Annotated in this window: 21 protein-coding genes; 6 read left to right on the top strand and 15 right to left on the bottom strand. The window is 69.8% G+C overall.

The annotated features are described in order from the left end of the window. Positions 1-78: 78 nt before the first annotated feature. Both EJ357_RS27940 and EJ357_RS27935 read left to right on the top strand, forming a co-directional pair. Complete coding sequence (locus EJ357_RS27940) at positions 79-1,287, top strand: FAD-dependent monooxygenase (protein ID WP_126394291.1); 1,209 nt, start codon at positions 79-81, stop codon at positions 1,285-1,287. Between the two features lie 68 nt (positions 1,288-1,355). Beyond that, complete coding sequence (locus EJ357_RS27935) at positions 1,356-1,715, top strand: SH3 domain-containing protein (RefSeq protein WP_126394290.1); 360 nt, start codon at positions 1,356-1,358, stop codon at positions 1,713-1,715. Between the two features lie 87 nt (positions 1,716-1,802). On the opposite strand, the gene glmS is transcribed toward EJ357_RS27935, so the two are convergent. Further along, the gene (gene glmS, locus EJ357_RS27930) at positions 1,803-3,650 is read right to left on the bottom strand and encodes a glutamine--fructose-6-phosphate transaminase (isomerizing) (protein WP_126394289.1); all 1,848 of its coding nucleotides are present in this window, start codon (positions 3,648-3,650) and stop codon (positions 1,803-1,805) included. Between the two features lie 44 nt (positions 3,651-3,694). Here glmS and EJ357_RS49545 point away from each other — a divergent pair, with 44 nt between their 5' ends. Then, positions 3,695-4,030, top strand: a complete 336-nt coding sequence (locus EJ357_RS49545; protein WP_228472622.1) for a hypothetical protein — start codon at positions 3,695-3,697, stop codon at positions 4,028-4,030. Positions 4,031-4,234: 204 nt separating this feature from the next. Here EJ357_RS49545 and EJ357_RS27915 read toward each other — a convergent pair whose 3' ends face one another. Beyond that, on the bottom strand, positions 4,235-5,050 hold the full coding sequence (locus EJ357_RS27915; RefSeq protein ID WP_126394288.1) for an ABC transporter permease: 816 nt from the start codon (positions 5,048-5,050) through the stop codon (positions 4,235-4,237). Next, positions 5,047-6,057 (bottom strand): ATP-binding cassette domain-containing protein, encoded by a 1,011-nt coding sequence (locus EJ357_RS27910; protein ID WP_126394287.1) that lies wholly within the window; start codon positions 6,055-6,057, stop codon positions 5,047-5,049. The genes EJ357_RS27915 and EJ357_RS27910 overlap by 4 nt, the downstream gene beginning before the upstream one ends. 201 nt (positions 6,058-6,258) lie before the next feature. Here EJ357_RS27910 and coaA point away from each other — a divergent pair, with 201 nt between their 5' ends. Then, entirely contained in the window at positions 6,259-7,248 is a 990-nt protein-coding gene (coaA, locus tag EJ357_RS27905; protein ID WP_126394286.1) for a type I pantothenate kinase, read from the top strand. Positions 7,249-7,279: 31 nt separating this feature from the next. Further along, a complete protein-coding gene (locus EJ357_RS27900; protein WP_126394285.1) occupies positions 7,280-8,227 on the top strand; it encodes a DUF389 domain-containing protein in 948 nt (315 codons plus the stop codon). A 23-nt stretch (positions 8,228-8,250) separates the two neighbouring features. On the opposite strand, the gene EJ357_RS27895 is transcribed toward EJ357_RS27900, so the two are convergent. The 5 genes from EJ357_RS27895 to EJ357_RS27875 all read right to left on the bottom strand — a co-directional run bounded on the left by EJ357_RS27895 (position 8,251) and on the right by EJ357_RS27875 (position 13,193). Beyond that, on the bottom strand, positions 8,251-8,766 hold the full coding sequence (locus EJ357_RS27895; protein WP_126394284.1) for a hypothetical protein: 516 nt from the start codon (positions 8,764-8,766) through the stop codon (positions 8,251-8,253). A gap of 141 nt (positions 8,767-8,907) precedes the next feature. Continuing rightward, positions 8,908-10,266, bottom strand: coding sequence for a phosphoglucosamine mutase (glmM, locus tag EJ357_RS27890; RefSeq protein WP_126394283.1), 1,359 nt, complete (start codon positions 10,264-10,266; stop codon positions 8,908-8,910). Positions 10,267-10,494: 228 nt separating this feature from the next. Then, complete coding sequence (rpsI, locus tag EJ357_RS27885; protein ID WP_067018959.1) at positions 10,495-11,007, bottom strand: 30S ribosomal protein S9; 513 nt, start codon at positions 11,005-11,007, stop codon at positions 10,495-10,497. A gap of 42 nt (positions 11,008-11,049) precedes the next feature. Continuing rightward, positions 11,050-11,493, bottom strand: a complete 444-nt coding sequence (gene rplM / locus EJ357_RS27880) for a 50S ribosomal protein L13 (RefSeq protein ID WP_030046395.1) — start codon at positions 11,491-11,493, stop codon at positions 11,050-11,052. Positions 11,494-11,858: 365 nt separating this feature from the next. After that, positions 11,859-13,193 (bottom strand): glycosyltransferase 87 family protein, encoded by a 1,335-nt coding sequence (locus EJ357_RS27875; protein WP_126394282.1) that lies wholly within the window; start codon positions 13,191-13,193, stop codon positions 11,859-11,861. Positions 13,194-13,257: 64 nt separating this feature from the next. Here EJ357_RS27875 and EJ357_RS27870 point away from each other — a divergent pair, with 64 nt between their 5' ends. Next, positions 13,258-14,145 (top strand): hypothetical protein, encoded by an 888-nt coding sequence (locus EJ357_RS27870; protein ID WP_126394281.1) that lies wholly within the window; start codon positions 13,258-13,260, stop codon positions 14,143-14,145. 90 nt (positions 14,146-14,235) lie between these two features. Here EJ357_RS27870 and EJ357_RS27865 read toward each other — a convergent pair whose 3' ends face one another. The 7 genes from EJ357_RS27865 to rplQ all read right to left on the bottom strand — a co-directional run bounded on the left by EJ357_RS27865 (position 14,236) and on the right by rplQ (position 22,597). After that, positions 14,236-15,009 (bottom strand): polyprenol monophosphomannose synthase, encoded by a 774-nt coding sequence (locus tag EJ357_RS27865; RefSeq protein WP_126394280.1) that lies wholly within the window; start codon positions 15,007-15,009, stop codon positions 14,236-14,238. Between the two features lie 29 nt (positions 15,010-15,038). After that, positions 15,039-16,349, bottom strand: coding sequence for a UDP-glucose dehydrogenase family protein (locus tag EJ357_RS27860; RefSeq protein ID WP_126394279.1), 1,311 nt, complete (start codon positions 16,347-16,349; stop codon positions 15,039-15,041). 47 nt (positions 16,350-16,396) lie between these two features. Then, entirely contained in the window at positions 16,397-18,229 is a 1,833-nt protein-coding gene (locus EJ357_RS27855) for an ArnT family glycosyltransferase (RefSeq protein ID WP_126394278.1), read from the bottom strand. After that, complete coding sequence (locus EJ357_RS27850) at positions 18,229-19,254, bottom strand: glycoside hydrolase family 26 protein (RefSeq protein WP_126394277.1); 1,026 nt, start codon at positions 19,252-19,254, stop codon at positions 18,229-18,231. Before EJ357_RS27850 ends, EJ357_RS27855 begins: the two co-directional genes overlap by 1 nt. Next, positions 19,254-20,672 (bottom strand): glycosyltransferase family 2 protein, encoded by a 1,419-nt coding sequence (locus EJ357_RS27845; protein ID WP_126400106.1) that lies wholly within the window; start codon positions 20,670-20,672, stop codon positions 19,254-19,256. Before EJ357_RS27845 ends, EJ357_RS27850 begins: the two co-directional genes overlap by 1 nt. A 419-nt stretch (positions 20,673-21,091) precedes the next feature. Continuing rightward, complete coding sequence (gene truA / locus EJ357_RS27840) at positions 21,092-21,958, bottom strand: tRNA pseudouridine(38-40) synthase TruA (RefSeq protein WP_126394276.1); 867 nt, start codon at positions 21,956-21,958, stop codon at positions 21,092-21,094. A 144-nt stretch (positions 21,959-22,102) separates the two neighbouring features. Then, entirely contained in the window at positions 22,103-22,597 is a 495-nt protein-coding gene (rplQ, locus tag EJ357_RS27835; RefSeq protein WP_126394275.1) for a 50S ribosomal protein L17, read from the bottom strand. Between the last annotated feature and the right edge of the window lie 26 nt (positions 22,598-22,623).

The following is a 22,623-nucleotide window of genomic DNA, read 5'->3' as shown; positions in this document are numbered from 1 at the left end:
TCTCCTGCTCGGCCAGGTTGGCAGTCAGGACGCACAGGGGCGGGCAAGTCCGGCAATCCGGCAGAGTGAGGTCGTGGCATGCGAGCGATCGTCGTGGGCGCGGGCATCGGCGGACTGGCCGCGACACTGAGCCTGCGCCGGGCGGGTTGCGAGGTCACGCTCGTCGAGCAGACACCCCGCTTCACCGACGTCGGCGCCGGAATCCAGCTCGCGCCCAACGCCACGCGGGTGCTGCGCCGGCTGGGCCTGCTCGACACGGTCGCCGCGCAGGCCGCCCATCCCGCCCACGTCAGCTTCCACACCTGGTCGGAGGGGACGGAGATCTGCCGCTACGCGCTGGGCCGCGAGGCCGAGGAGGAGTTCGGGGCGCCCTACCTGACGGTCCACCGAGCGGACCTCCATGGTGCCCTGGCCGGCGCGGTACCGCCCGAGTCGGTGCGCCTGAGCACGACGGTCGTCGGAATCGACCAGGACGACAGGTCCGCCCACGTGACGACGGCGAGCGGCGAACGCCTGGTCGCGGACCTGGTCGTGGCGGCGGACGGGATCCGCTCCGGGGCCCGCCAGTGGCTCTTCGGCGAGGACGGGGCGGTGTTCTCGGGAACCGCCGCGTACCGGGCGCTGCTCCCGGCAGACGAGGTGTCCGACCTGGACCTGCCCCAACTGGCCGCCTGGCTGGGCCCGGACCGGCACTTCGTCCACTACTGGGTGCGCCGAGGTGAACTCCTCAACGTCGTGGCCGTGTTCAGCACGCAGGCGGCGGCACAGGAGTCGTGGACCGCGAAGGCGGAACCCGGCGAACAACTGCAGGTGTTCGCGGGCTGGGACCCCCGGGTCCGCACGATCCTCGAACGCGCGGGCCAGGTCTTCCGCTACGGCATCCACACCCGAACCCCGCTCAAGCACTGGAACCTCGGCCGGGTGACCCTCCTCGGCGACAGCGCCCACGCGATGGTGCCGTTCCAGGCCCAGGGGGCGGCCCAGGCGATCCTGGACGCCGCGGTACTGGGCGACGTCCTCACGGGCGCGACGCCGAGCGACGTACCCGACGCCCTCGACCGCTACGTCCGCCGACGGCTGGCGGGCGCCACGAGCATGCAGGCCCGTTCCGCACAGGCGGGCAGCGAATTCCACTTGCCGGACGGCCCGGAGGCGCAGGCCCGCAACGCTCGCATGGCAGCGCACGCGACCGAGCACCGGTTCCTGCCTCAGGCGACGGTGTGGAGGACGGACGCAGTGGACGGCCAAGGCACCCCGAAGATCATCACAACTCGCCTCCCCCAGTAACCTCCCCAGTGACCAGCACTCCACGTCTCAACGCGGAGCGCTACGCACATAAACGGGAGAACACAGCCTTGAAGTTGAAGTCTCTGGGCACCGCGCTGACCACCGCGGCCCTCATAGGCACGGCCCTCACCGGTGCCGTCGCCACCGGCGGCACCGCCTCCGCGGCGGCGCCGCCGGAGTGCAGCAGCTCGCTCGTCAACGTCAAGCCCAAGGAATCCGTCAAACTCCGCAGCCTGCCCAAGACGAGCGCCACGGCCCTCGGTGTCTGGGGCAAGGGCAAGCCGGGAGGCGTCTGCTTCGACGAGCGCCACCCCTACACCGGCGGCCGCTACACGGCCTGCGGCGAGACGAGCGACCAGTGGTGGTACGGCAGCCCCAACAACAGCGACGTGAGCGGCTGGGTCCCGGCGACCTGCCTGCCCATCTGACCGCGTGACCGGCTGATCGAGAAAGGGCGAACGGCATCCAGCCGTTCGCCCTTTTCCTTCGCTCAGGCCTGAGCGCGGCTCACTCGCTCACTCCACCGTCACCGACTTCGCCAGATTCCGCGGCTGATCCACCTCGTTGCCACGAGCCGTCGCCAGCTCGCACGCGAACACCTGCAGCGGCACCGTGGCGACCAGCGGCTGCAGCAGGGTCGGCGTGACCGGGATCCCGATCAGGTGATCGGCGTACGGCACGACCGCCTCGTCCCCCTCCTCCGCGATCACGATGGTCCGCGCACCCCGCGCCCGGATCTCCTGGATGTTGGACACGATCTTGTCGTGGAGCACGGAGCGCCCCCGAGGCGACGGAACTACCACCACCACCGGCATATCGTCCTCGATCAACGCGATCGGCCCGTGCTTCAGCTCACCCGCCGCGAAGCCCTCGGCGTGCATATAGGCGAGCTCCTTCAGCTTCAGCGCGCCCTCCAGCGCCACCGGATAGCCCACGTGCCGGCCCAGGAACAGCACCGTGTCCTTGTGGGCCAGCGTCCGCGCCAGTTCCCGTACCGGCTCCATGGTCTCCAGCACCCGCTCGACCGCACCGGAGATCTGCGACAGGTCGCGAATCACGGCGCCGATCTCGTCGCCCCACTTGGTGCCCCGCACCTGTCCCAGATAGAGGGCGACCAAGTAGCACGCCACCAGCTGCGTCAGAAACGCCTTGGTCGAGGCGACGGCCACCTCCGGCCCGGCGTGCGTGTACAGCACCGCGTCCGACTCGCGCGGGATCGTCGAACCGTTGGTGTTGCAGATCGCCAGCACCTTGGAGCCCTGCTCACGGGCGTGCCGCAGCGCCATGAGGGTGTCCATGGTCTCGCCGGACTGGGAGATGGCGATGACCAGCGAGCGCGCGTCCAGAATCGGATCCCGGTAGCGGAACTCGCTCGCCAGCTCCACCTCGCACGGGATCCGCGTCCAGTGCTCGATGGCGTACTTGGCGATCATCCCGGCGTGGAAGGCCGTGCCGCAGGCGACGATGACGACCTTGTCGACCTCCCGCAGCTCGGAGGCGCTGATCCGCACCTCGTCCAGCGTCAGCGAGCCGGCCGCGTCGATGCGCCCCAGCAACGTGTCGGCGACCGCCTTGGGCTGCTCGGCGATCTCCTTGAGCATGAAGTAGTCATAGCCCCCCTTCTCCGCGGCCGAGGCGTCCCAGTCGACGTGATACGGCCGCACATCCGCCGGCCGCCCGTCGAACCCGGTGACGGTCACCCCGTCCCGCCGCATTTCGACGACCTGGTCCTGACCCAGCTCGATCGCCGACCGCGTATGGGCGATGAACGCGGCGACGTCCGAGGCGAGAAAGGCCTCACCCTCCCCAACGCCCACCACGAGCGGCGAGTTCCGCCGCGCGCCGACGACCACGTCGGGCTCATCGGCGTGCACCGCGACGAGGGTGAAGGCCCCCTCCAGCCGCCGGCACACCAGCCGCATGGCCTCGGCGAGATCGGCACAGGAGGAGAACTCCTCGGCCAGCAGATGCGCGACCACCTCGGTGTCGGTCTCGGAGCCGAGTTCATGCCCCCGCTCCGTCAACTCGGCCCGCAGAGCGGCGAAGTTCTCGATGATCCCGTTGTGCACGACGGCGACCCGTCCGGCGTTGTCGAGATGCGGATGCGCGTTCGCATCGGTTGGCCCCCCGTGCGTGGCCCACCGCGTGTGCCCGATCCCGGTGGTCCCGGTCGGCAACGGCCGCTCGGCCAGCTCCTTCTCCAGGTTCCCCAGCTTCCCGGCCTTCTTGGCCGCCGCCAGCCCCCCGTCCGCCGGCACGGCGACGCCCGCCGAGTCGTACCCCCGGTACTCCAGCCGCTTCAGCCCGGCCATCACGATCTCAAGCGCCGACTGCGACCCCACGTATCCCACGATTCCGCACATGCGCGGCAGCCTACGACCGAAACGGCGTCCGAAAGGGCCTCTGCGTGCCCGAATTCGGAAATTCCCACCGCGGTACGAGTGCCCGGCAGAGCAGGCGGATCACGCCGACGGGGGTGATGCCGCGCCGACCGCCCGCGTGGACCAAGGAGCAGTATCAGAACCCGTCGGTCTACGGGGTGACCCTGATGCCGTCGGGCGTGCGGCTGGTGTTCCGCACCGACGCGCGTGAGCTCGACTGTCGTGCCCGTGCCCGTGCCCAGGGCGCGGGTGAACTCGACGTCGGTGGCGCGCAGGAGCAGCCGCGTGCCGACCGGGCCACGATCGGACAGGAAGCCGAGAGCGTGCTCAGCGAAGTCCGCGTCCAGTCGCGGGGGCGGTAGCCGACCGCGAGGTCGACAGCGTGGATCTCCGCCTCACGCCACCGTGCCGGCGCCGTGTCCAAGCACCGTGGCATGGCGGAACCGGACCGAGCGGTGCCAGTCGGCTGCCGTCAGTCGGCGCCACGCACCTTCCAGGGCCCCCTGGGCAAGCCGCAGGAGCTACAGGCGAGTTGACCACTGTCGAAGCCCAGCCATGACCGCCCGTCAGGTCTTCGCCCGATAGGCCCGCATGGCCAACGGATAGAAGACCAGCGCGATCCCCGCAGCCCACACCAACGACCACACCACCGGCTCGGCCACCGGCCCGCCCAGCAGCAGCCCCCGGAACGCGTCCGACAGATGCGTCACCGGATTGACGTCGCTCCACGCCTGCAGCCACCCCGGCATGGTGTCGACCATGACGAACGCGCTGCTGGTGAAGGTGATCGGGAAGATGATCGTGAACGCGAACGCCTGCACCTTCTCCGCGTCGCCCGCCAGCATCCCGATCAGCACCGCGCTCCAGGACACCGCCGCCGCGAACACCACCACCAGCAACGTCCCGAGCAGGAACCCGTCCAGTCCCCCGGTGATCCGGAAGCCGAGCAGCAGTCCGAGGCCGATCATCAGCAGCAACGCCCAGACGTGCTTGGCGAGGTCCGCGGTGATCCGGCCGATGAGCGGGGCGGAGCGGGCTATCGGCAGGCTGCGCAGACGGTCGAAGACGCCCTTGGTGAGGTCGGTGTTGAGCGCCATGGCCGTGTACATCGTCATGAACAGGGTGTTCTGCACGATGATCCCGGGCAGCGCGTACTTCAGATACGCCTCGGGCGACCCGGCCATCTGCCCGCCCAGCACGTACGTGAAGAGGAACACGAACATGATGGGCGTGATGCTGTAGTCGACCAGCTCCAGCGGGTTGTGCTTCACCGCGACCAGGCTCCGCCAGGCCATCGTGAAGGTCTGTCGCATCCCGTCGAGCGGCCGCACACGGCCCGACTTGCTGATCGGTGCCGTGATGGTCGTGGTGGCGGCGGTCATGACCGGCTCACCGCCTCCTGCAGCTCGCTCTCGTCGTCCCGGACGGCCGCGCCACCGTTGCCCTCGGGCGAACCCGGCTCGGCTCGATGCCCGGTCAGCGCCAGGAAGACCTCGTCGAGCGACGAACGCCGCAGGGCGAGCTCGCCCACCGCGATCCCCTCACGGTCGAGCGCCCGCACGACCGCCGGCATCAGCTCGGGGTCCTTCACCGGGGCGGTGATCGTCTCGCCCTCGATCCGGGCCTCCTGCCCGGCGGCCCCGGCCACCAGCAGATGCGCCCGCGCGAGGTCCTGCCCCAGCACCGGCCTCAGCTCCAGCACCTGCCCGCCGACCTGGGACTTCAGCTGGTCCGGGGTGCCCTCGGCGATCACCCGGCCCTTGTCGATCACCACGATGTCGTCGGCGAGCACATCGGCCTCGTTCAGATACTGCGTGGTCAGCAGGGCCGTCGCCCCGTCCGCGACCAGGCCCCGCAGCAGGTCCCACAGCTCACCGCGGCTGTGCGGGTCCAGGCCGGTCGTCGGCTCGTCGAGAAAGAGGATGCTGGGTCTGCCCACCAGACTGGCCGCGAGGTCCAGCCGCCTGCGCATGCCCCCCGAGTACGTCTTCACGGCCCGTCCGGCCGCGTCCGTCAGCTGAAAGCGCTCCAGCAGCTCAGCCGCGCGCGCCCTGGCCTCCCTCCTCGGCAGACCGAGCAGCCGGCCGATGAGCAGCAGGTTCTCCGTGCCGGTCAGGTTCTCGTCCACCGCCGCGTACTGCCCGGTCAGCCCGACCATGGCGCGTACGACCCCGGCCTCGCGGACCACGTCGTGCCCTGCCACGTGGGCCCTGCCGGCGTCGGGCCTGAGCAGCGTCGCGAAGATCCGCACCGCGGTCGTCTTCCCCGCGCCGTTGGGCCCCAGCAGCCCCAGCACCGAGCCCTTGCGGGCCCCCAGGTCGACCCCTGCCAGCGCCTCGGTCTCCTTGAACCGCTTGACCAGGCCTTCCGCCTCGATCGCATACGTCATGGGTCACCCCCTCGGGGTTGGTGGACCCCGGCCTGGGCCCACCCTTCCCACAACTGTGACGCACGGCACTGACATTCCCCACCTTGCCCGGATTCCTCCCGGAAGCGGCCACAGACTCCTCCGGCACTCCGCCTGGCACGGTCCGCCACCGCGTGACGGACCCCACCCTCCACCCCGTTCAAACTCCGTTAACAATGGACTGTGATCTCTCCGGTCTCCTCGACGCCCCGGAGCGCCCACCGGCAGCGGCCGGAGGCGACTCCCTACGTCGACCTCACCCGCGCCGAGTGGAGCGCGCTGCGCGACAAGACCCCGCTGCCGCTCACCGCGGAGGAGGTCGAGAAGCTGCGCGGCCTCGGCGACGTCATCGACCTCGACGAGGTCCGCGACATCTACCTCCCGCTCTCCCGCCTCCTGAACCTCTACGTCGGCGCCACCGACGGCCTCAGAGGCGCGCTGAACACCTTCCTCGGCGAACAGGGCTCCCAGTCCGGCACCCCGTTCGTCATAGGAGTCGCCGGGTCCGTTGCCGTGGGAAAGTCCACGGTCGCCCGTCTCCTGCAGGCCCTGCTCTCCCGCTGGCCCGAGCACCCGCGCGTCGAGCTGGTCACCACGGACGGCTTCCTCCTGCCCACCAAGGAGCTGGAGGCCAGGGGCCTGATGTCGCGCAAGGGCTTCCCCGAGTCGTTCGACCGCCGCGCGCTCACCCGCTTCGTGGCCGACATCAAGGCGGGCAAGGACGAGGTCACGGCCCCGGTCTACTCCCACCTGATCTACGACATCGTCCCGGACAAGAAGCTCACGGTCCGCCGCCCCGACATCCTGATCGTCGAGGGCCTGAACGTCCTGCAGCCCGCCCTGCCCGGCAAGGACGGCCGCACCCGGGTCGGCCTCGCCGACTACTTCGACTTCAGCGTGTACGTCGACGCCCGCACCGAGGACATCGAGCACTGGTACCTCAACCGCTTCAAGCGGCTGCGCGAGACCGCCTTCCAGAACCCCTCCTCGTACTTCCGCAAGTACACCCAGGTGTCCGAGGAGGAGGCCCTCGACTACGCCCGCACGATGTGGCGCACCATCAACAAGCCCAACCTGGTGGAGAACATCGCCCCCACCCGCGGCCGAGCCACCCTCGTCGTACGCAAGGGCCCCGACCACAAGGTGCAGCGGCTGAGCCTGCGCAAGCTGTAGGGCCGTAACTCAGGCCTGTTAGAAAGGCGTCATGCTGCATCTGCGCCTGATCACGCCCACCCACCGGACGGACGACGTGGTCCGCCTGATCGAGAAGACGACCGGCGCCACGCACCTCGTCGTCCTGCCGGGCGCCGCCCGCAACCCTTCCGGGGACGTCGTCCTGTGCGACGTGGCCCGCGAGGCGGGCGATGAACTCATCGGCGCCCTACGCCAGTTGGACCTGGACGAGACCGGCTCGATCGCCGTCGAGAACATCGACCTGTCCCTCTCGAAGCGGGCCGACAAGGCCCAGGAGGAGGCCCCGGGCGAGGGCGCGGACGCGGTGCTGTGGGAACACCTCGCGGACGCCACGCACGAGGAGTCGACCCTCTCCGTCACCTACGTCGCCTTCATCACGCTCGCCACGATGATCGCGGCCTGCGGTGTCGTGCTCGACAACGCGATCCTGATCGTCGGCGCGATGGCCGTCGGCCCGGAGTTCGGCCCCCTGGCCGGGCTCAGCACGGCCCTGGTGCAGCGGGCTCCCCGGCTCGCCCTGCGCTCGCTGATCGCGCTCGTCGCCGGTTTCGCCATCGCCATGGCGGTGACGGTCGGCTTCAGCCTGTTCATGGACTGGCTCGACCTGTTCCACAAATCCGACCTGTCGGCCGACCGCCCCAACACGGGCTTCGTCTACGCCCCCGACGAGTTCTCGTTCATCGTCGCGGTCCTGGCCGGCATCGCCGGCACCCTCTCCCTCACATCCGCCAAGTCCGGCCTCCTGGTGGGCGTGGCCATCTCCGTGACCACGGTCCCGGCCGCCGCCAACGCGGCAGTGGCCCTGAGCTACGGCGACACCAAGCAGACCTGGGGCTCCACAGAACAGCTCCTGCTCAACCTGCTCGGCATCGTGCTGGCGGGTACGCTCACGCTACTGGCCCAGAAGTGGCTGTGGGCCAGGCAGCGCGAGCGGACGGCGAAGGCGAGCGGCGTCTAGTACCGCTCCTGCACCTGCGACCGCTAGTACCGCTGTTCGCAGTTCACGATGGTGTCACCGGCATCGCGGAACACCAGGTCGGAGCCGGCGCCACAGTCCACCGTGTCGTTGCCGACGCCGTCACTCACACCGACCGTGTCGCCGCCGGAGCCGGTCGCTACGTTGTCCTTGCCGAGGCCGGCATCGACCAGGGTGCGGAGCGAGATGGTCGACCCTTTGAAACTGTCGTCCCCGTCACCCAGCCCGACCGAGAGCCGGCCTGTACTGGTGACGCTGCCGCAGTCGGCGCTGGTGGGGGACAGCCGGATGCAGCCCCCTCCCACCGCGAGGCCCTTGGTGTCCGTGAGGATCAGACGGCCGCCGTCGACGGTGGCCGTCACCTCGTTCGCCACGCCGGCACGGGCGCTCAGGTAGGCGCTGCCGAAGAGACGGAACACGGTGGAGCCGGGGGTCTGGGCCGCGGCCGGGGTGGCCAACGCGGTGACGAGAAGACCGGCGGCCACGGCCGGACCGACCGCTCGTTTCAGGGTGGTGTTCACGATCTTCATACTGTGTCTCTCGCTTTCGTCGAGGCAGGGCGCCCGGGCGGCGCCGGGCGGAGCCCCCCTCGACCAAAGTCAAACAATCAGTTATCAGACACGCACCCTTTGTTACGTACGTCGAGTGACGGCCGTTGGTGACTAGCCCAGCGCGGACTTCACCGCGTCGGCCAGGCGCCCCGCGAGGGACCGGGCCTGATCGATGTCGGCCGCCTCGACCATCACCCGCACCAGCGGTTCCGTCCCCGACGGCCGCAGCAACACCCGCCCCGTCGAGCCCAGTTCGCGTTCCGCCTCGGCGACAGCGGCGGCGAGGTCGGCCGAGGTCTTCACCCGGCCCTTGTCCACGTCCGGGACATTGATCAGAACCTGCGGCAGGCGCTCCATGACCGAGGCGAGGTCCTTGAGCGTACGACCGGTCTGCGCGACACGGGCCGCCAGCAGCAGCCCGGTCAACGTACCGTCACCGGTCGTGGCGTGATCGAGGACGATGACGTGCCCGGACTGCTCGCCGCCCAGGGCGAACCCGCGCTCCTTCATCTCCTCGAGCACATACCGGTCCCCGACCGCGGTCTGCACCAGCGCGATGCCCTCCCGCTCCATGGCCAGCTTGAAGCCGAGGTTGGACATCACGGTCGCCACCACGGTCTCGGACCGCAGCACGCCCCGCTCCCGCATGGCCAGCGCGAGTACGGCCAGGATCTGGTCGCCGTCCACCTCTTCGCCGGTGTGGTCCACGGCGAGGCACCGGTCGGCGTCACCGTCGTGCGCGACACCGAGCGCGGCCCCGTGCTCGACGACGGCGGCCTTCAGCTTGTCCATGTGCGTGGACCCGCAGCCGTCGTTGATGTTGAGTCCGTCCGGCTCGGCCCCGATGGTGACGACCTCGGCCCCGGCCCGCGCGAAGGCCTCCGGCGAGACGCCCGCCGCGGCACCGTGCGCCTCGTCCAGGACGATCTTCACCCCGTCCAGCCGGTTGGGCAGGACGCTGAGCAGGTGACCGACGTACTCCTCGAACCCCTGGTCGTAGGACCGCACCCGCCCGACGGCAGCACCCGTCGGCCGCTCCCACGGCTCACCGTGCCGGTGCTCGTCGTAGACGGTCTCGATACGGTCCTCGAGCTCGTCGGCGAGCTTGTGGCCGCCGCGGGCGAAGAACTTGATGCCGTTGTCGGGCATGGCGTTGTGGCTGGCGGAGAGCATGACGCCGAGGTCGGCGCCGAGCGAGCCGGTGAGGAACGCCACCGCGGGCGTCGGCAGCACACCGACGCGCAGGACGTCCACGCCGGCGCTCGCGAGGCCCGCGACCACGGCGGCCTCCAGGAACTCCCCGGACGCACGCGGGTCCCGCCCGACCACCGCCGTCGGCCGGTGGCCCTCGAAGGTGCCCGCCTCGGCCAGTACGTGAGCCGCCGCCACGGACAGACCGAGCGCCATCTCGGCCGTCAGATCCGCGTTGGCGACGCCGCGCACGCCGTCCGTGCCGAAGAGTCGTCCCACTTGTCCTCCTGAGGAAACATCAGTTCCGGAAGCGGAGCCGGCGCGCGATCTGCCGCCGGGGGCTCCCGCTTCCAGGCATTCCATGCCTGGGCATCGGATCACACAAGCCTTTGAACGTCTTGTGCCGTTATACGCCCGAGCCCAGGGATAAAACGAACGCCCCGGCGGCACTGTGGCGTGCCGCCGGGGCGTTCGGAGTACCGGAGTACCAGCAGAGGCAGCTCGCGCTTAGCGCTTGCTGTACTGCGGGGCCTTGCGGGCCTTCTTCAGACCGGCCTTCTTGCGCTCGACCGCACGGTCGTCGCGGCGGAGGAAGCCGGCCTTCTTCAGGGCGCCGCGGTTGTTGTCGACGTCGGCCTCGTTCAGCGCGCGGGCGACACCGAGACGGAGCGCACCGGCCTGACCGGAGACACCGCCACCGGCGATGCGGGCGATGACGTCGTAGCGGCCCTCGAGCTCGAGAACCTTGAACGGCTCGTTGACTTCCTGCTGGTGCACCTTGTTGGGGAAGTAGTCCTCAAGGGTGCGACCGTTGATCTTCCACTTGCCGGTGCCCGGAACGATCCGGACGCGGGCAATGGCGTTCTTACGACGACCCAGACCGGCGGCGGGCTGGGGCTCACCGAAGCGCGAGGCGAGGGACTCGGAGGTGTACTCACCCTCCACCGGAACCTCGGACTCGGTGGTGTAGCTGTCGATGTCAAGCTCTTCGAGCGGCTGCTCGGCAGTGGTCTCGGCCACGATTCTCCTCAGATTCTCTTCAGGCTTAGGGGGTGGCCGGACTTACTGCGCGACCTGGGTGATCTCGTACGGCTGCGGCTGCTGCGCGCCGTGCGGGTGCTGGTCACCCTTGTAGACCTTCAGCTTCGAGAGCATCTGACGGCCCAGCGTGTTCTTGGGGAGCATGCCCTTGACGGCCTTCTCGATGGCCTTCTCGGGGTTCTTGTCGAGGAGCTCGTCGTAACGGACGGAGCGCAGACCACCCGGGTAGCCGGAGTGGCGGTACGCCATCTTCTGGGTCCGCTTGTTGCCGGACAGGTGCACCTTGTCGGCGTTGATGATGATGACGAAGTCACCGGTGTCGACGTGGGGGGCGTAGATCGGCTTGTGCTTGCCCCGCAGGATGGAGGCGGCGGTGCTGGCGAGACGGCCCAGGACGACGTCCTGAGCGTCAATGACGTGCCACTGGCGCGTCACATCGCCGGGCTTGGGGCTGTACGTACGCACGGTTCGTAGCCTTCGCTTCGAGTGAATGGTCCTGACAAGGTCACCGAAACGATCACGACAGCCTGGACCGCACTGCGGCGACGCATACCGCGTACGTGGGGTCGCTGGTCATCGGCCCGGTGGACCGGTGTAAGGGCCCGTCCCGTGAGAATGAGCAAGCCAATACACAACGAACATGCAGGATACCTGCGGCGCCACGGCCGGGTCAAAACGGGTTGCCTGCGGGTACCCCTGCTGTCTCGCCCCAGCGTAGACGCCCAGGCCCGGAAGCGGCCTCGTCCTCAATCACCGGACGGGCTGAGACCGCCCGGACCGGCGTCATCACCAGGCCCCCGCGCCCTCTCCCTCCGAGCCGACACCTCCCATCACTCCCCCACCCCGCCCGTCCCCGACGCCCCCGAGTCCAGCCCCTTGGCCGACCGAGTCGGGTGGCGGGTGGGCGAGGCCGGGGGGCAGGGGGCGGAGCCGCCGGCGGGGTTCAGGGGCGGAGCCCCTGACGGGGTCGACGGGGCCGCGCCCCTGGAGGAAGGGACGGGTAGGGGCGGCGGGGGCGAGAAAACCCCACCGAACCGGACACATCGCACAGCCACGGTCGCTGCCAGAGCACACAACGTCACCGCGTCCAGGAAGGCCCGCCGCTGTACCGCCTCCAGATAGGGCCAGCTCACCCCCGGAACCTGCGGCACCATCGCCAACCAGAACCACGCCCCCCGCGCCACCGCCGCCCCCTCCCCCGGCACCCCCGCCACCAGCACCGGCACGACGACCAGCAGATAGTGGTCGTACGACGGCCGGGACACCAGGAACGCCGAGAGCATCAGCATCGCCGCCGTCTCCGCCGGGCGCCCCGCCCCCGCACCCCCACCCCGCCACCGCCGATACGCGCACCCCACACCCACCCCCGCCGCCACCAACGCAACCCCCGCGGCCGCCACCTCCGGCACCCCCACCCTCGGCAGCACCGCGACCGGCGAGGCCTCATACATCCGCACGAACCCGTCGCCGCCCCGCACCAGGAACGGCAGCGTGCGAGTGAAGAACCCCACGGGGTCCGGCAGCAGCAGTGCCGCCGACGCCGACGCCACCACCGGCACCCCGACCAGCACCGCCAGCCCCCGCCACCGCCGCGCGAACACGAACAGCAGCCCCACCGGCGCCAACAACGGCTTCAACGCGAGCGCCGCCCCGATCACCGCCCCCGCGGCCACCCACCGCCCCCGCCCCGCCAGCAACAGCCCCAACGGCAGCGCGAGGACGGCCGTAGCCGTCCAGTTCCCCAGCAGCACGAGGTGGGCGAACGGCGCGAACCCGACCGCGAGCCCGATCAGACCGAGCGCCGCGAAGCGACTGCGCAGGGGGACACCATGCAGCCGCAGGGCGCACACCCAGCCGCCCACGAGACACCCGGTCACCGCCACCGGCACCAGCACGTCCAGCACACCCCGCGGAACCAGCGCCTGCGGAGCCGCCGCCAGCACCGCACTCGGCAAATAGAGGAAGTGGGAGTCGTCATACGGCGAGCCCCCGGCCAGCCAGACCCGGGCCGCCCGCACGACGATGGCGTTGTCCATCCCTCCGTCCGAGGTCACACGGGCCGTACGCACCACAGGTGCCGCCAGCACGGCCCCGAGCACCACCCACAGATGCCACGTCGCCCGTCGTACCAACCACCCGGAGATGTCGCTTTTGTGCTCGCTCATCGACTGAACGCTAGGGGCCTACGGGCCTCTTGGGGCGGAGCGGCACACCCGCGACCCGTCTAAGATGCGCCCCATGAGCTATGGGCAGCAGGGGGGACCCCAGTCCCAGTGGGATCCCTGGAAACCGCACTCCCAGCAGCCGTGGAACAGCGGCGCCGACGAAACCCCGGACTGGGCCGCGCTCGCCGAGGCCTCCGAGTCGCGCAACAAGCGCCGCCGGCTGCTGTTCATCGGCGGCGGCGCGCTGGCGACCGTCGCGGTCGGTACCGCGGTCGCCGTCGCCGTGGTGTCGGCGAACAGCAACTCCGACGACAACAGCCCGACTTCGGGACAGTCCGGGGCGGCCCTGCCGGGCTCCACCTCGCGGGCACCGTCGTTCGCTCCGACGAGTGCCCCGCCGCCGCTGGACCCGAAGGACTTCATCTCCGTCAAGAGCAAGGACACCGCCCCGCTCGGCGCGCAGATCCTCTTCCCGGGCACGCAGCTGCCCGCAGGCGGGGCGGTCTACAAGAAGGGCCCGACGGACGACACGAAGAGCTGCTCCGCGGCGGCCAAGGGCGGGCTTCCGAAGATCCTCACGGACAACGACTGCACCCGTCTCCTGCGCGCCTCCTACCTCGACGGCGGCACCGCGGTGACGGTCGGCGTGGCCGTCTTCGACACCGAGGCGCAGGCCACCAAGGCCGCGAGCAAGGTGAACCCCCAGAAGGACTTCATCAGGTCGCTCTCCGGCCAGGGCGTCAAGGGCTTCTGCAACTCCACCGTCTGCCTCATGACCGCCAACTCCTACGGCCGTTACGCCTACTTCACCATCACCGGCTTCACCAGCGGCAAGGACGTGACGAACAAGGACACGGAGGTCTACCGGACCAGCAACAACCTGAAGGACTACACGTTCAACCAGATCCGCAGGCGGGGCGAGGCCCAGGCGTCGGCGGCGGCCAACGAGTAGGACCGACCGGCAGCACGCGTAACAGGTGAGCCGCGGCGGTGGTCGACCTGCAGTCGACCACCGCCGCGGCTCATCCGTACTCCCCCACCCTCATCGGTGCTTGAGACGCAGCCGGATGGGCACCACCGCCGACTCCAGCTGGGTCCTGAGCGTCATCTTCGACACGCCCTCCGTCCGCTCCTCGAAGCGGATCGGGATCTCCACGGCGCTGTGCCCGGCCCGCACGGCCTTGTACTTCAGCTCGACCTGGAAGCTGTAGCCGGCGCTGTCCAGGGTGGCCAGGTCGATGTCCCGCAGGGTCGCCGCCGACCACAGGTTGAAGCCGGCCGTGATGTCCCGGATCTTCGTGCCGAGCACGGTGCGGGCGTAGCGGTTGGCGAACCGGGAGAGCAGGACGCGGTGCATGCCCCAGTCCTCGTCGAGCGAGCCCCCCTCGACGTACCGGCTGCCGACGACCAGCCCCACCCCGGAGGCCACCGCGGTCCCCAGCATCCGCGGCACCGCCTCCGCCGGGTGGCTGCCGTCGGCGTCCATCTGCACGACGTACGCGGCACCCTCCCGCAGCGCGGCGCTCATGCCCGCGACGTACGCCCGCCCCAGCCCGTCCTTCTCGGTGCGGTGCAGCACGCTCATCCGGCGCCGCCCGGCGGGCTGGTCGGCGTTGTACTTCTCGGCCAGTTCCTCGGCGAGCCGCCCGGTGCCGTCCGGGCTGGAGTCGTCGACGATCTTCAGGTGCAGCCCGTCGATCGGCAGGCCCAGCACCAGCTCGGCCATCCGCGACAGGTTCGCGGCCTCGTTGTACGTCGGCATCACCACGGTGACGGGCACGCCGGTGTGCCTGTCGTGGGCGTCGAGTTCCGTCATGGCTTTCTCTTTCCCTCCCCTAGGAGCCCCTACCGGGGCCCCTCCCCAACGGGCGCGGGCCTGCCCAGCGCCCAAAACCGCCAGCCCGCCGCGGTCCAGCGGTCCGCGTCGAGCACCCCCCGCCCGTCCACGATCCGCGGACGGGAAACCAGCGACCGGGCCCGCTCCGGGTCGATCTCCCGGAACTGCGGCCACTCGGTCAGATGCAGCACGAGATCGGCGCCCCCCAGCGCCTCCTCGGCCGACAGCGCGTACCCGAGCAGCGGGAACGCCTTGCGGGCGTTGTCCATCGCCTCGGGGTCGTAGACCGTGACGTCGGCACCGTCGAGACGCAGCCGCGCGGCGACGTTGAGCGCCGGCGAGTCACGGATGTCGTCGGAGTCCGGCTTGAAGGCGGCGCCGAGTACGGCGATCCGGGCCCCCAGCACCGATCCCCCGCACAGCTCCCGCGCCAGCTCGACCACCTTGTCGCGGCGCCGCATGTTGATCGCGTCCACCTCGCGCAGGAACGCCAGGGACACCCCCAGCTCGTCGGCGCGGTGCGCGAAGGCACGGATGTCCTTGGGCAGACAGCCCCCGCCGAAGCCGACGCCGGCCCGCAGGAACTTACGGCCGATCCGGTCGTCGTGTCCGATCGCCTCGGCGAGCACGCCGACGTCGCCGCCCGCGGCCTCGCAGAGCTCCGCCATCGCGTTGATGAAGGAGATCTTGGTGGCGAGGAAGGCGTTGGCGGCCGTCTTGACCAGCTCGGCGGTCGGGAAGTCGGCGGCGACGAGCGGGGTCCCGGCGGCGAGGACGGAGGCGTACACCTCCCGCAGGATCGTTTCAGCACGCTCCGACCGCACCCCGAACACCAGCCGGTCCGGCCGCAGCGTGTCCTCGACCGCGAAGCCCTCCCGCAGGAACTCCGGGTTCCAGGCGACCTCGACCCGGCCGTGCGCCCGCGCGAGCCGCCCTGCCGTCCCCACCGGCACGGTCGACTTGCCGACCACCAGCGCACCGGGAGCGGCGTGCTCGGCGACGGCCGCGAAGGCGGAGTCGACATACGTCAGATCCGCGCCCTCGGAGCCCTTGAGCTGGGGCGTCCCGACACACACGAAGTGCACGTCACCGAAGGCCCCGGCCTCCGCGTAGTCGGTCGTGAACCTCAGCCGCCCGCTCGCCGTGTGCCTGGCGATCAGCTCCGGCAGCCCGGGCTCGTGGAACGGCACCCGGCCGGCCTGCAGCGCGGCGACCTTGTCCGGGTCGACGTCGACCCCGAGGACCTCGTGGCCGAGCTCCGCCATGCAGGCGGCGTGGGTGGCACCGAGGTAGCCGGTGCCGATGACGGTGAGCCGCATGGGTACGGCCTTTCGTGATACGGGGGTGGAGAAGGGGCGCGCGAGGCTCAGGACGTCTTCGTCCAGATCTTGTACGAGCCGGTGCCGCCCCCGCTGAGCTCGAAGGAGATCGTGCCGACCATGCGGTAGTGCCCGCTCTTGGTCACCTGCTGCTCGAGGTACTTGTCGAGATCCGGCGTCGCGACGCCGTCCAGCACGACGAGGTCGAAGTAGCCGGCCTCGATGGCCAGGCGGTACCCCTCCCGGCCGTGGTGGATCTTGCCCTTCTCGTCCGAGTAGCCGATGCCGTACGTCGAAGTCCACTGCGAGTGGTTCGTCTTGTCGCGCAGGTAGTAGACGGGCACTTCGTAGGTCGCGCCGAGATAGCGCGCCTCGGGCTTCATGTACGGCTCGATCGCCTTGACGAGCGGCGTGGAGTCGGGCCACAGGCCGAACCGCCACTCGGACTGCGAGACGCCGAGGCAAAGGGCCGCGACCCAGATCAGGATGCCCAGCTGCGGATAGCGGAAGTGTTTGCCGACCAGCCGGATCACGCCGACGCCGGCCATCGGGGCGGCGAAGAGCAGACCGAAGTCGAGGTGCTTGTAGAGCGAGACCGCGGTGCTGAGGTGGATCTGGTATGCGGGCGCCAGCACCGCGGTGCCGGTCAGCACCAGGCCCAACAGGACTCGCCAGCGCCAACCGGGGCCGTTGAGGCCGTAGGAGCGCGGGGACTCGTTCATCCGGCCGCGCAGCGCGTAGGCGGCCGCGCCCGCGACGGCGGTGGCGAACATCAGGCCGCCCCACTCCGCGGACTTCTGCAGCAGCGACGCCGCGCTGTCGGTGCCGTGCGCTCGGTTGGTGGTCGTCTGCTGCACACCGGCGAGCACATCCGTGTACATCAGGCCCACCCCGACCAGCGCGGCGGTGCCGAGACCCAGCAGGAACGCCCGCAGCAGGCAGCGCCAGCCCTTGTGGTGCCACGCGGTCAGCGCGGCGAGCACGACGAGCGTGGGGACGTACAGCGCGGACGCGTACTTCACCGCGACCGCCAGCACCATCACCGGCGCAGCGAGCAGCACCGCGATCGCGGGCGCCCGGTTGGTGCGCACGACGATCCACGCGGACAGCGCCAGCAGGAAGATCGCCGGGGCGTCGTAGGTGGCGAACCAGCCGAGCACGATCGTCGGCTGCGTCACCGCGAACATGGCGGCGGCCACGAGCGCGACCCGCTCGTTGAACATGCGCCGGGTGAACGAGTACAGCAGCCCGGTCGCGCCCAGCATGCACAGCAGGCTCAGCAGCCGGGCCCCGGAGAGCCCGAAGTACCCGTCGACGAGGGCGGCGGCGACCGGGTACAGCATCGGCGACCCGGAGAAGTACGACTCGTAACCGCTGTGCAGCGGGGTGCTGTTCGTCCAGTGGTCGATGATGTTGTGCCCCGCCGCCAGGTACAGGGCCTCGTCCTGGAACGCCGTGTTGGACAGCCGCAGCGACAGCACGGCCTGGATCGCCATGAGGACCACCAGGACACCGCGGCTGACCCAGGCACGGCGCCGACTCGGCCGGTCGTCCCACCCGGCGTCCGGCGTCTGCGGAATGTGGTACTCCGGCTCGTCCGGCACCTGCTGGTACCGCACCGTACGCAGCGCGTACGTCGGCTGGTCCTCGTGCTGCCCCACCGGCTGCTGCGGAACGGCGTCCGCGTACTGCTCGTGCTGCTGCTGATAGGCGTGGTACTGCTCGTCGTACCCGTACCCCTGCTGCCCCTGCTGCCCCTGCTGCCCCTGCTGCCCCTGCGGGACGGCGGCGGACTGCCCGTCGGAGTTGAACCAGGTGAAGTCGTCGTCGGCGTACGGATCGTAGGGCTGAGGCGTGTAGTGATCGTGTCGGGAGGTCATCACGGCTTCCGTACGTCGAAGCCGAAGCTGTCGTCGGCGGCCAGGCGCTTGAACTCCTTCAGCGCCAGCGGGCTCGCCTCCAGTCGCCAGTCGGCACGCTTTTTGTGGTTGAACCAGACGAAACCGAGCATGTCGTCGTCCGCCGTGACGCCCGCGAACAGGTTGCGGATGTCGGCACGCCGCCGCTCACCCGCCATCGCGGCGGTCTCCAGCAGGATCATCGGCTTCTTGGTGAAGGTGCGGACCTGGTCCCGGGTCGCCCCGAAGACGCTGTCGAAGGCGCCGTCCTCCTCGATCGTCCAGTAGCCGATCAGGCCGACCCAGTCGACGTAGGCGTCGCCCGGGTAGTACGGCTCGAGCTTCACGCTCTTGACCGGGTTGACGATGTTGGGCGACCAGGCCCAGATGACGTTCGAGGCGCCGACGTCGATGAAGGTCTCGTGGATGTGCCGCCAGGCGGCCACGTAGTCCTCGGGGGTCACGTTCTTCGTGCCCCACTTCTCCCAGTGCCCGTTGAACTCGTCGGCGAAGGAGATCACGACCGGCAGGTTGAGCTTGCGGACCGCCGTCGCGTACTCCTCGATGTACGTGTCCGACTTGCCGGCCGCGATGTCGGCGACCGGCGTGTCGAAGGGCTCCCACGACATCAGCGTCATGGCGCCCTCACGCCAGGCGTTGCGCACGCCGGTGGCGTCGAAGCCGTCGCCCCAGGCGGCGTAGTACTCGATGAGGTTCGGCTGCTTGCCGACCATCTCCGCGTACGTGTCGAGGCCCTTCGTGGAGTTCGGCGCGCCCTCGACGGCGGCTCCGAAGTATTTCTTGTCCGGCTTCAGCAGTGGTACGACGTCGTAGGGCACGTCGGCCTCGGGGCTCGCCGCGTCGTCGACGCCGGCCCCGGCCTCCCCGGCACCGGCCGAGGCGGAGCCGCCCGACTCCTCGCCGAGGACCGAGCAGCCGCTGAGGGCGAGCACACCGCTGAGGGCACAGGCCGCCACAGCCGTACGGACACGGGTGAACGACCTCATCAGGCAGCCACCGCCTTCTCGCGGGGCTGCACCAGGACCCGGGCCACGACGAGGGCGTAGAAGAGCCCGGAGGACAGGATCAGGGCGAAGTCCGGGGCGTCCATGGTGAACGACCGGTAGACCGCTCCCAGCACCCAGATCAGCGCGGTGCCGCCGCTCCAGACCCACATGCCGATCCAGAAGCGCCGGGTCTTGTTCTTCTTGGCGCCGGAGGAGCCGGTGGGCTGCCAGCCCATGCGGTTCTTGCGGAGGATGTCCCAGATGGCGAAGACGTGGGCCCAGCCGTACATCATGCGGGCCGCCCAGGCCTCCAGGCGGTAGGGCGCCTTGTGCCACATCGGGAAGATGATCGTGGTGTAGATGATGCTGGGCAGCACCAGGGCCAGGTGCTCGACCATGAGCTTCTCCGGCATCATGATCAGCAGCACGATCGGGATGACCGGGGCGGCGAAGGTGAACAGCGCCGTGTGGATGTAGTAGAAGAAGCCGGACATGTAGCACAGGCGGCTGGAGAGCCTGATCTTCGCCTGCCAGAACTTCCGGCTGCCGAGCAGGCTCATCGAGCCCGAGCACCAGCGGTACTGCTGGTTGAAGAAGGCGCCGGCACTGTCCGGGCACACCCCCGTCGACACGGCGACCGGCACGTACCGCAGATCCCAGCCGAGGCCCCGCAGGTCGAACCCGGTGTGCACGTCCTCGGAGTGCTCGATCAGCGTCGTACCGCCGTTGGTCTCCAGGGCCGCCCGCCGGTACACCGCACAGCTGCCGACGCAGATCGCGCCGTCGCTGCCCTGCCTCGACACCTGGACGGACCGGTAGAACAGCTCCTGCACCGCGCCCGCGCCGCGCTCGATCCAGTTCTGCGAGTCCAGCACCCGGAAGTACTGCGGCGACTGGACGATCCCGATGCGCGGGTCCGCCTCCATGTACGGCAGCAGCTCCTGGAGCAGGTCGGAGCGCGGGGTGAAGTCGGCGTCCAGGATCAGGATGTACTGCCCGTCCGACTGCCCGAACCCGAAGTGCAGGTTGCCGGCCTTCTTGAACCAGCCGCGGTTCTCCCGGGTGCCGTAGCGGAACCCGAAGTCCCGGGCCATGGCGGCGAGTTCAGGACTGGCCCCGTCGTCGAGCACAAAGGGCACGCACACACCCGGATACCGGTCGGCCATCTCCCGCACATGCCGCCAGGTGTTGTGCAGCACCTCGATGGGCTCGCCGCACACCGGCAGGAAGACATCGACCGTCGGGTACACCTCGGGCCGCCAGTTGTGCACCAGCCGCTTGTGGTGCGCGATGTCGAAGTCCCGGGTGAAGCCGTTCACCCGCAGCGACACCAGGTAGTAGAGCACCGTGAAGACCAGCAGCGGCGTGTAGATCCACAGCACCGGCGTCGACTGGGCCAGCTTGAACTGGCTCACCACCAGGCAGCAGAAGCTGACCAGCGAACTGACCGTCAGGATCCACAGATGCCGTCTGGCGTAGCTGTACTTCTCCTTGTCCGTCGGCGGCAACGGCAGCAGCCCCAGCGGAGCACCGTCACCCCGTCCCGCCTTCCGACGTCCGCCGCCGCCGTTCTGGCGCACGGCGCGGCGCCCCCCGGTCCGCGCAGGACCAACTGAACTCATGAAAAATCCACCCCCGGGCCTGGATAAGGCCCGATACCCCCACCCTCTACTCGGCCGTCCCCATGTCGATTTCTCGAACAATGGCCGAGCAGCTCGAACTGTCGCCCGAGCGACGAAAGGCTATACGAGAGGTAAGAAGGCCGTAAGGGGCATCAAGCAGACTTACGCCGGGTAAGTCCCGACATGAGCACTATCTGACCTCAAATGTCAGGTAACTAACAGGTTTCGCATCCGGACGTCCCGGGCAGGGACCGCCTGTTACGCGCCTCCCTGCTCCGGGCGGCGAGCAACTCGTCGGCGGGATACCCGACCTGTTCGAGAGTCAGCCCGTGGGGCCGTACGACATGCACGGCGGAGTCCCTCACACCGGCGGCCAGCACCTTGCCCGGCCAGTCGGCGGGCCGGTGCCCGTCCCCCACGAACAGCAGCGCCCCGATGAGCGACCGCACCATGTTGTGGCAGAAGGCGTCGGCCCGAACGGTGGCGGTGATGATCCCGTCGTCCCCCCGCACCAGGCTCAGTTGCTGCAGCGTACGGATGGTGGTGGCGCCCTCCCGCTTCTTGCAGTAAGCGGCGAAGTCGTGCTCCCCGAGCAGCGCCCGCGCCGCCTCGTTCATGGCGTCGACGTCGAGGGGCCAGTCGTGCCAGAGGACGTGATTGCGCAACAGCGGATCGACACCGCCCGGGTTGTCGGTGACGCGGTAGGCATACCGCCGCCAGACGGCCGAGAACCGCGCGTTGAACCCACTGGGCGCCTCCCTGAGCGCCCACACCCGCACGTCCTTGGGCAACCGCCCGGCGAGCCGCTTGAGCAACTTCTCGTGGTGCTCCCGCCAGACCGCCTCCGGCAGATCGACATGCGCCACCTGCCCCCGCGCGTGCACACCGGCATCGGTACGGCCCGCCACGGTCAGTTCGTACGTCGTACCCCCCGACCGCGTGACGGTCCGCAGCGCGTCCTCGATCTCCCCCTGCACGGTCCGCTTCCCACCGGCCTGCTTGGCCCACCCGTGGAAGTCGCTGCCGTCGTAGGACAGGTCAAGGCGGATGCGGACGTAACCGGGTGCTGCTTCATCACTCACGTAGAGATCCTCTCAGGTACACGAAAGCGGGCCCGCCCCTCGAAAGGGAACGGGCCCGCTGAGCGCCCCGTAAGGGACGCGGGGAACTGCGCGAGCAACCACGATCAAGCCGCAGTCGCCGAATACTCAGGACCCCGCAGACGCTTACGCGTCCTTGGACTCCTCGGCCTCGTCGGCCTTCGTGACGTCGACCTCGGTCGCCTCAACGGCCGGCGCCTCGGCGTCCTTGGCGGCACGCTTCGTCGCGGCCTCGGCCTCACCGGTCGCCTGCTGCGCGACGGTCAGCGCCTCGACCAGCTCGATCACGGCCATGGGCGCGTTGTCGCCACGGCGGTTGCCGACCTTGGTGATACGGGTGTAGCCACCCGGACGGTTCTCGTACCGCGGGCCGATCTCGGTGAAGAGCGTGTGGACGACGCCCTTGTCCGTGATGACCTGGAGCACCTGACGGCGGTTGTGAAGGTCACCCTTCTTCGCCTTGGTGATCAGACGCTCGGCGTACGGCCGCAGACGGCGGGCCTTCGCCTCGGTGGTGGTGATACGGCCGTGCTCGAACAGCGACTTCGCGAGGTTCGCGAGGAGCAGCTTCTCGTGCGCGGCGCTGCCGCCCAGACGGGCACCCTTGGCGGGCTTCGGCATGGTGTTTCTCCTAGGTGTCTGCCCCG

It is taken from the genome of Streptomyces cyaneochromogenes, assembly GCF_003963535.1.
GTDB classification, from domain to species: Bacteria; Actinomycetota; Actinomycetes; order Streptomycetales; family Streptomycetaceae; genus Streptomyces; species Streptomyces shaanxiensis.
Note: the sequence above shows the minus strand (reverse complement) of the source record. Positions and strands in the feature narration are given on the sequence as shown.

Coding starts and splice junctions, on each gene's coding strand:
- EJ357_RS27940 (WP_126394291.1), top strand. CDS start 79: ATGCGAGCGATCGTCGTGGGCGCGGGCATCGGCGGACTGGCCGCGACA.
- glmS (WP_126394289.1), bottom strand. CDS start 3,650: ATGTGCGGAATCGTGGGATACGTGGGGTCGCAGTCGGCGCTTGAGATC.
- EJ357_RS27915 (WP_126394288.1), bottom strand. CDS start 5,050: ATGACCGCCGCCACCACGACCATCACGGCACCGATCAGCAAGTCGGGC.
- EJ357_RS27910 (WP_126394287.1), bottom strand. CDS start 6,057: ATGACGTATGCGATCGAGGCGGAAGGCCTGGTCAAGCGGTTCAAGGAG.
- EJ357_RS27900 (WP_126394285.1), top strand. CDS start 7,280: ATGCTGCATCTGCGCCTGATCACGCCCACCCACCGGACGGACGACGTG.
- EJ357_RS27875 (WP_126394282.1), bottom strand. CDS start 13,193: ATGAGCGAGCACAAAAGCGACATCTCCGGGTGGTTGGTACGACGGGCG.
- EJ357_RS27870 (WP_126394281.1), top strand. CDS start 13,258: ATGCGCCCCATGAGCTATGGGCAGCAGGGGGGACCCCAGTCCCAGTGG.
- EJ357_RS27865 (WP_126394280.1), bottom strand. CDS start 15,009: ATGACGGAACTCGACGCCCACGACAGGCACACCGGCGTGCCCGTCACC.
- EJ357_RS27860 (WP_126394279.1), bottom strand. CDS start 16,349: ATGCGGCTCACCGTCATCGGCACCGGCTACCTCGGTGCCACCCACGCC.
- EJ357_RS27855 (WP_126394278.1), bottom strand. CDS start 18,229: ATGACCTCCCGACACGATCACTACACGCCTCAGCCCTACGATCCGTAC.
- EJ357_RS27850 (WP_126394277.1), bottom strand. CDS start 19,254: ATGAGGTCGTTCACCCGTGTCCGTACGGCTGTGGCGGCCTGTGCCCTC.
- rplQ (WP_126394275.1), bottom strand. CDS start 22,597: ATGCCGAAGCCCGCCAAGGGTGCCCGTCTGGGCGGCAGCGCCGCGCAC.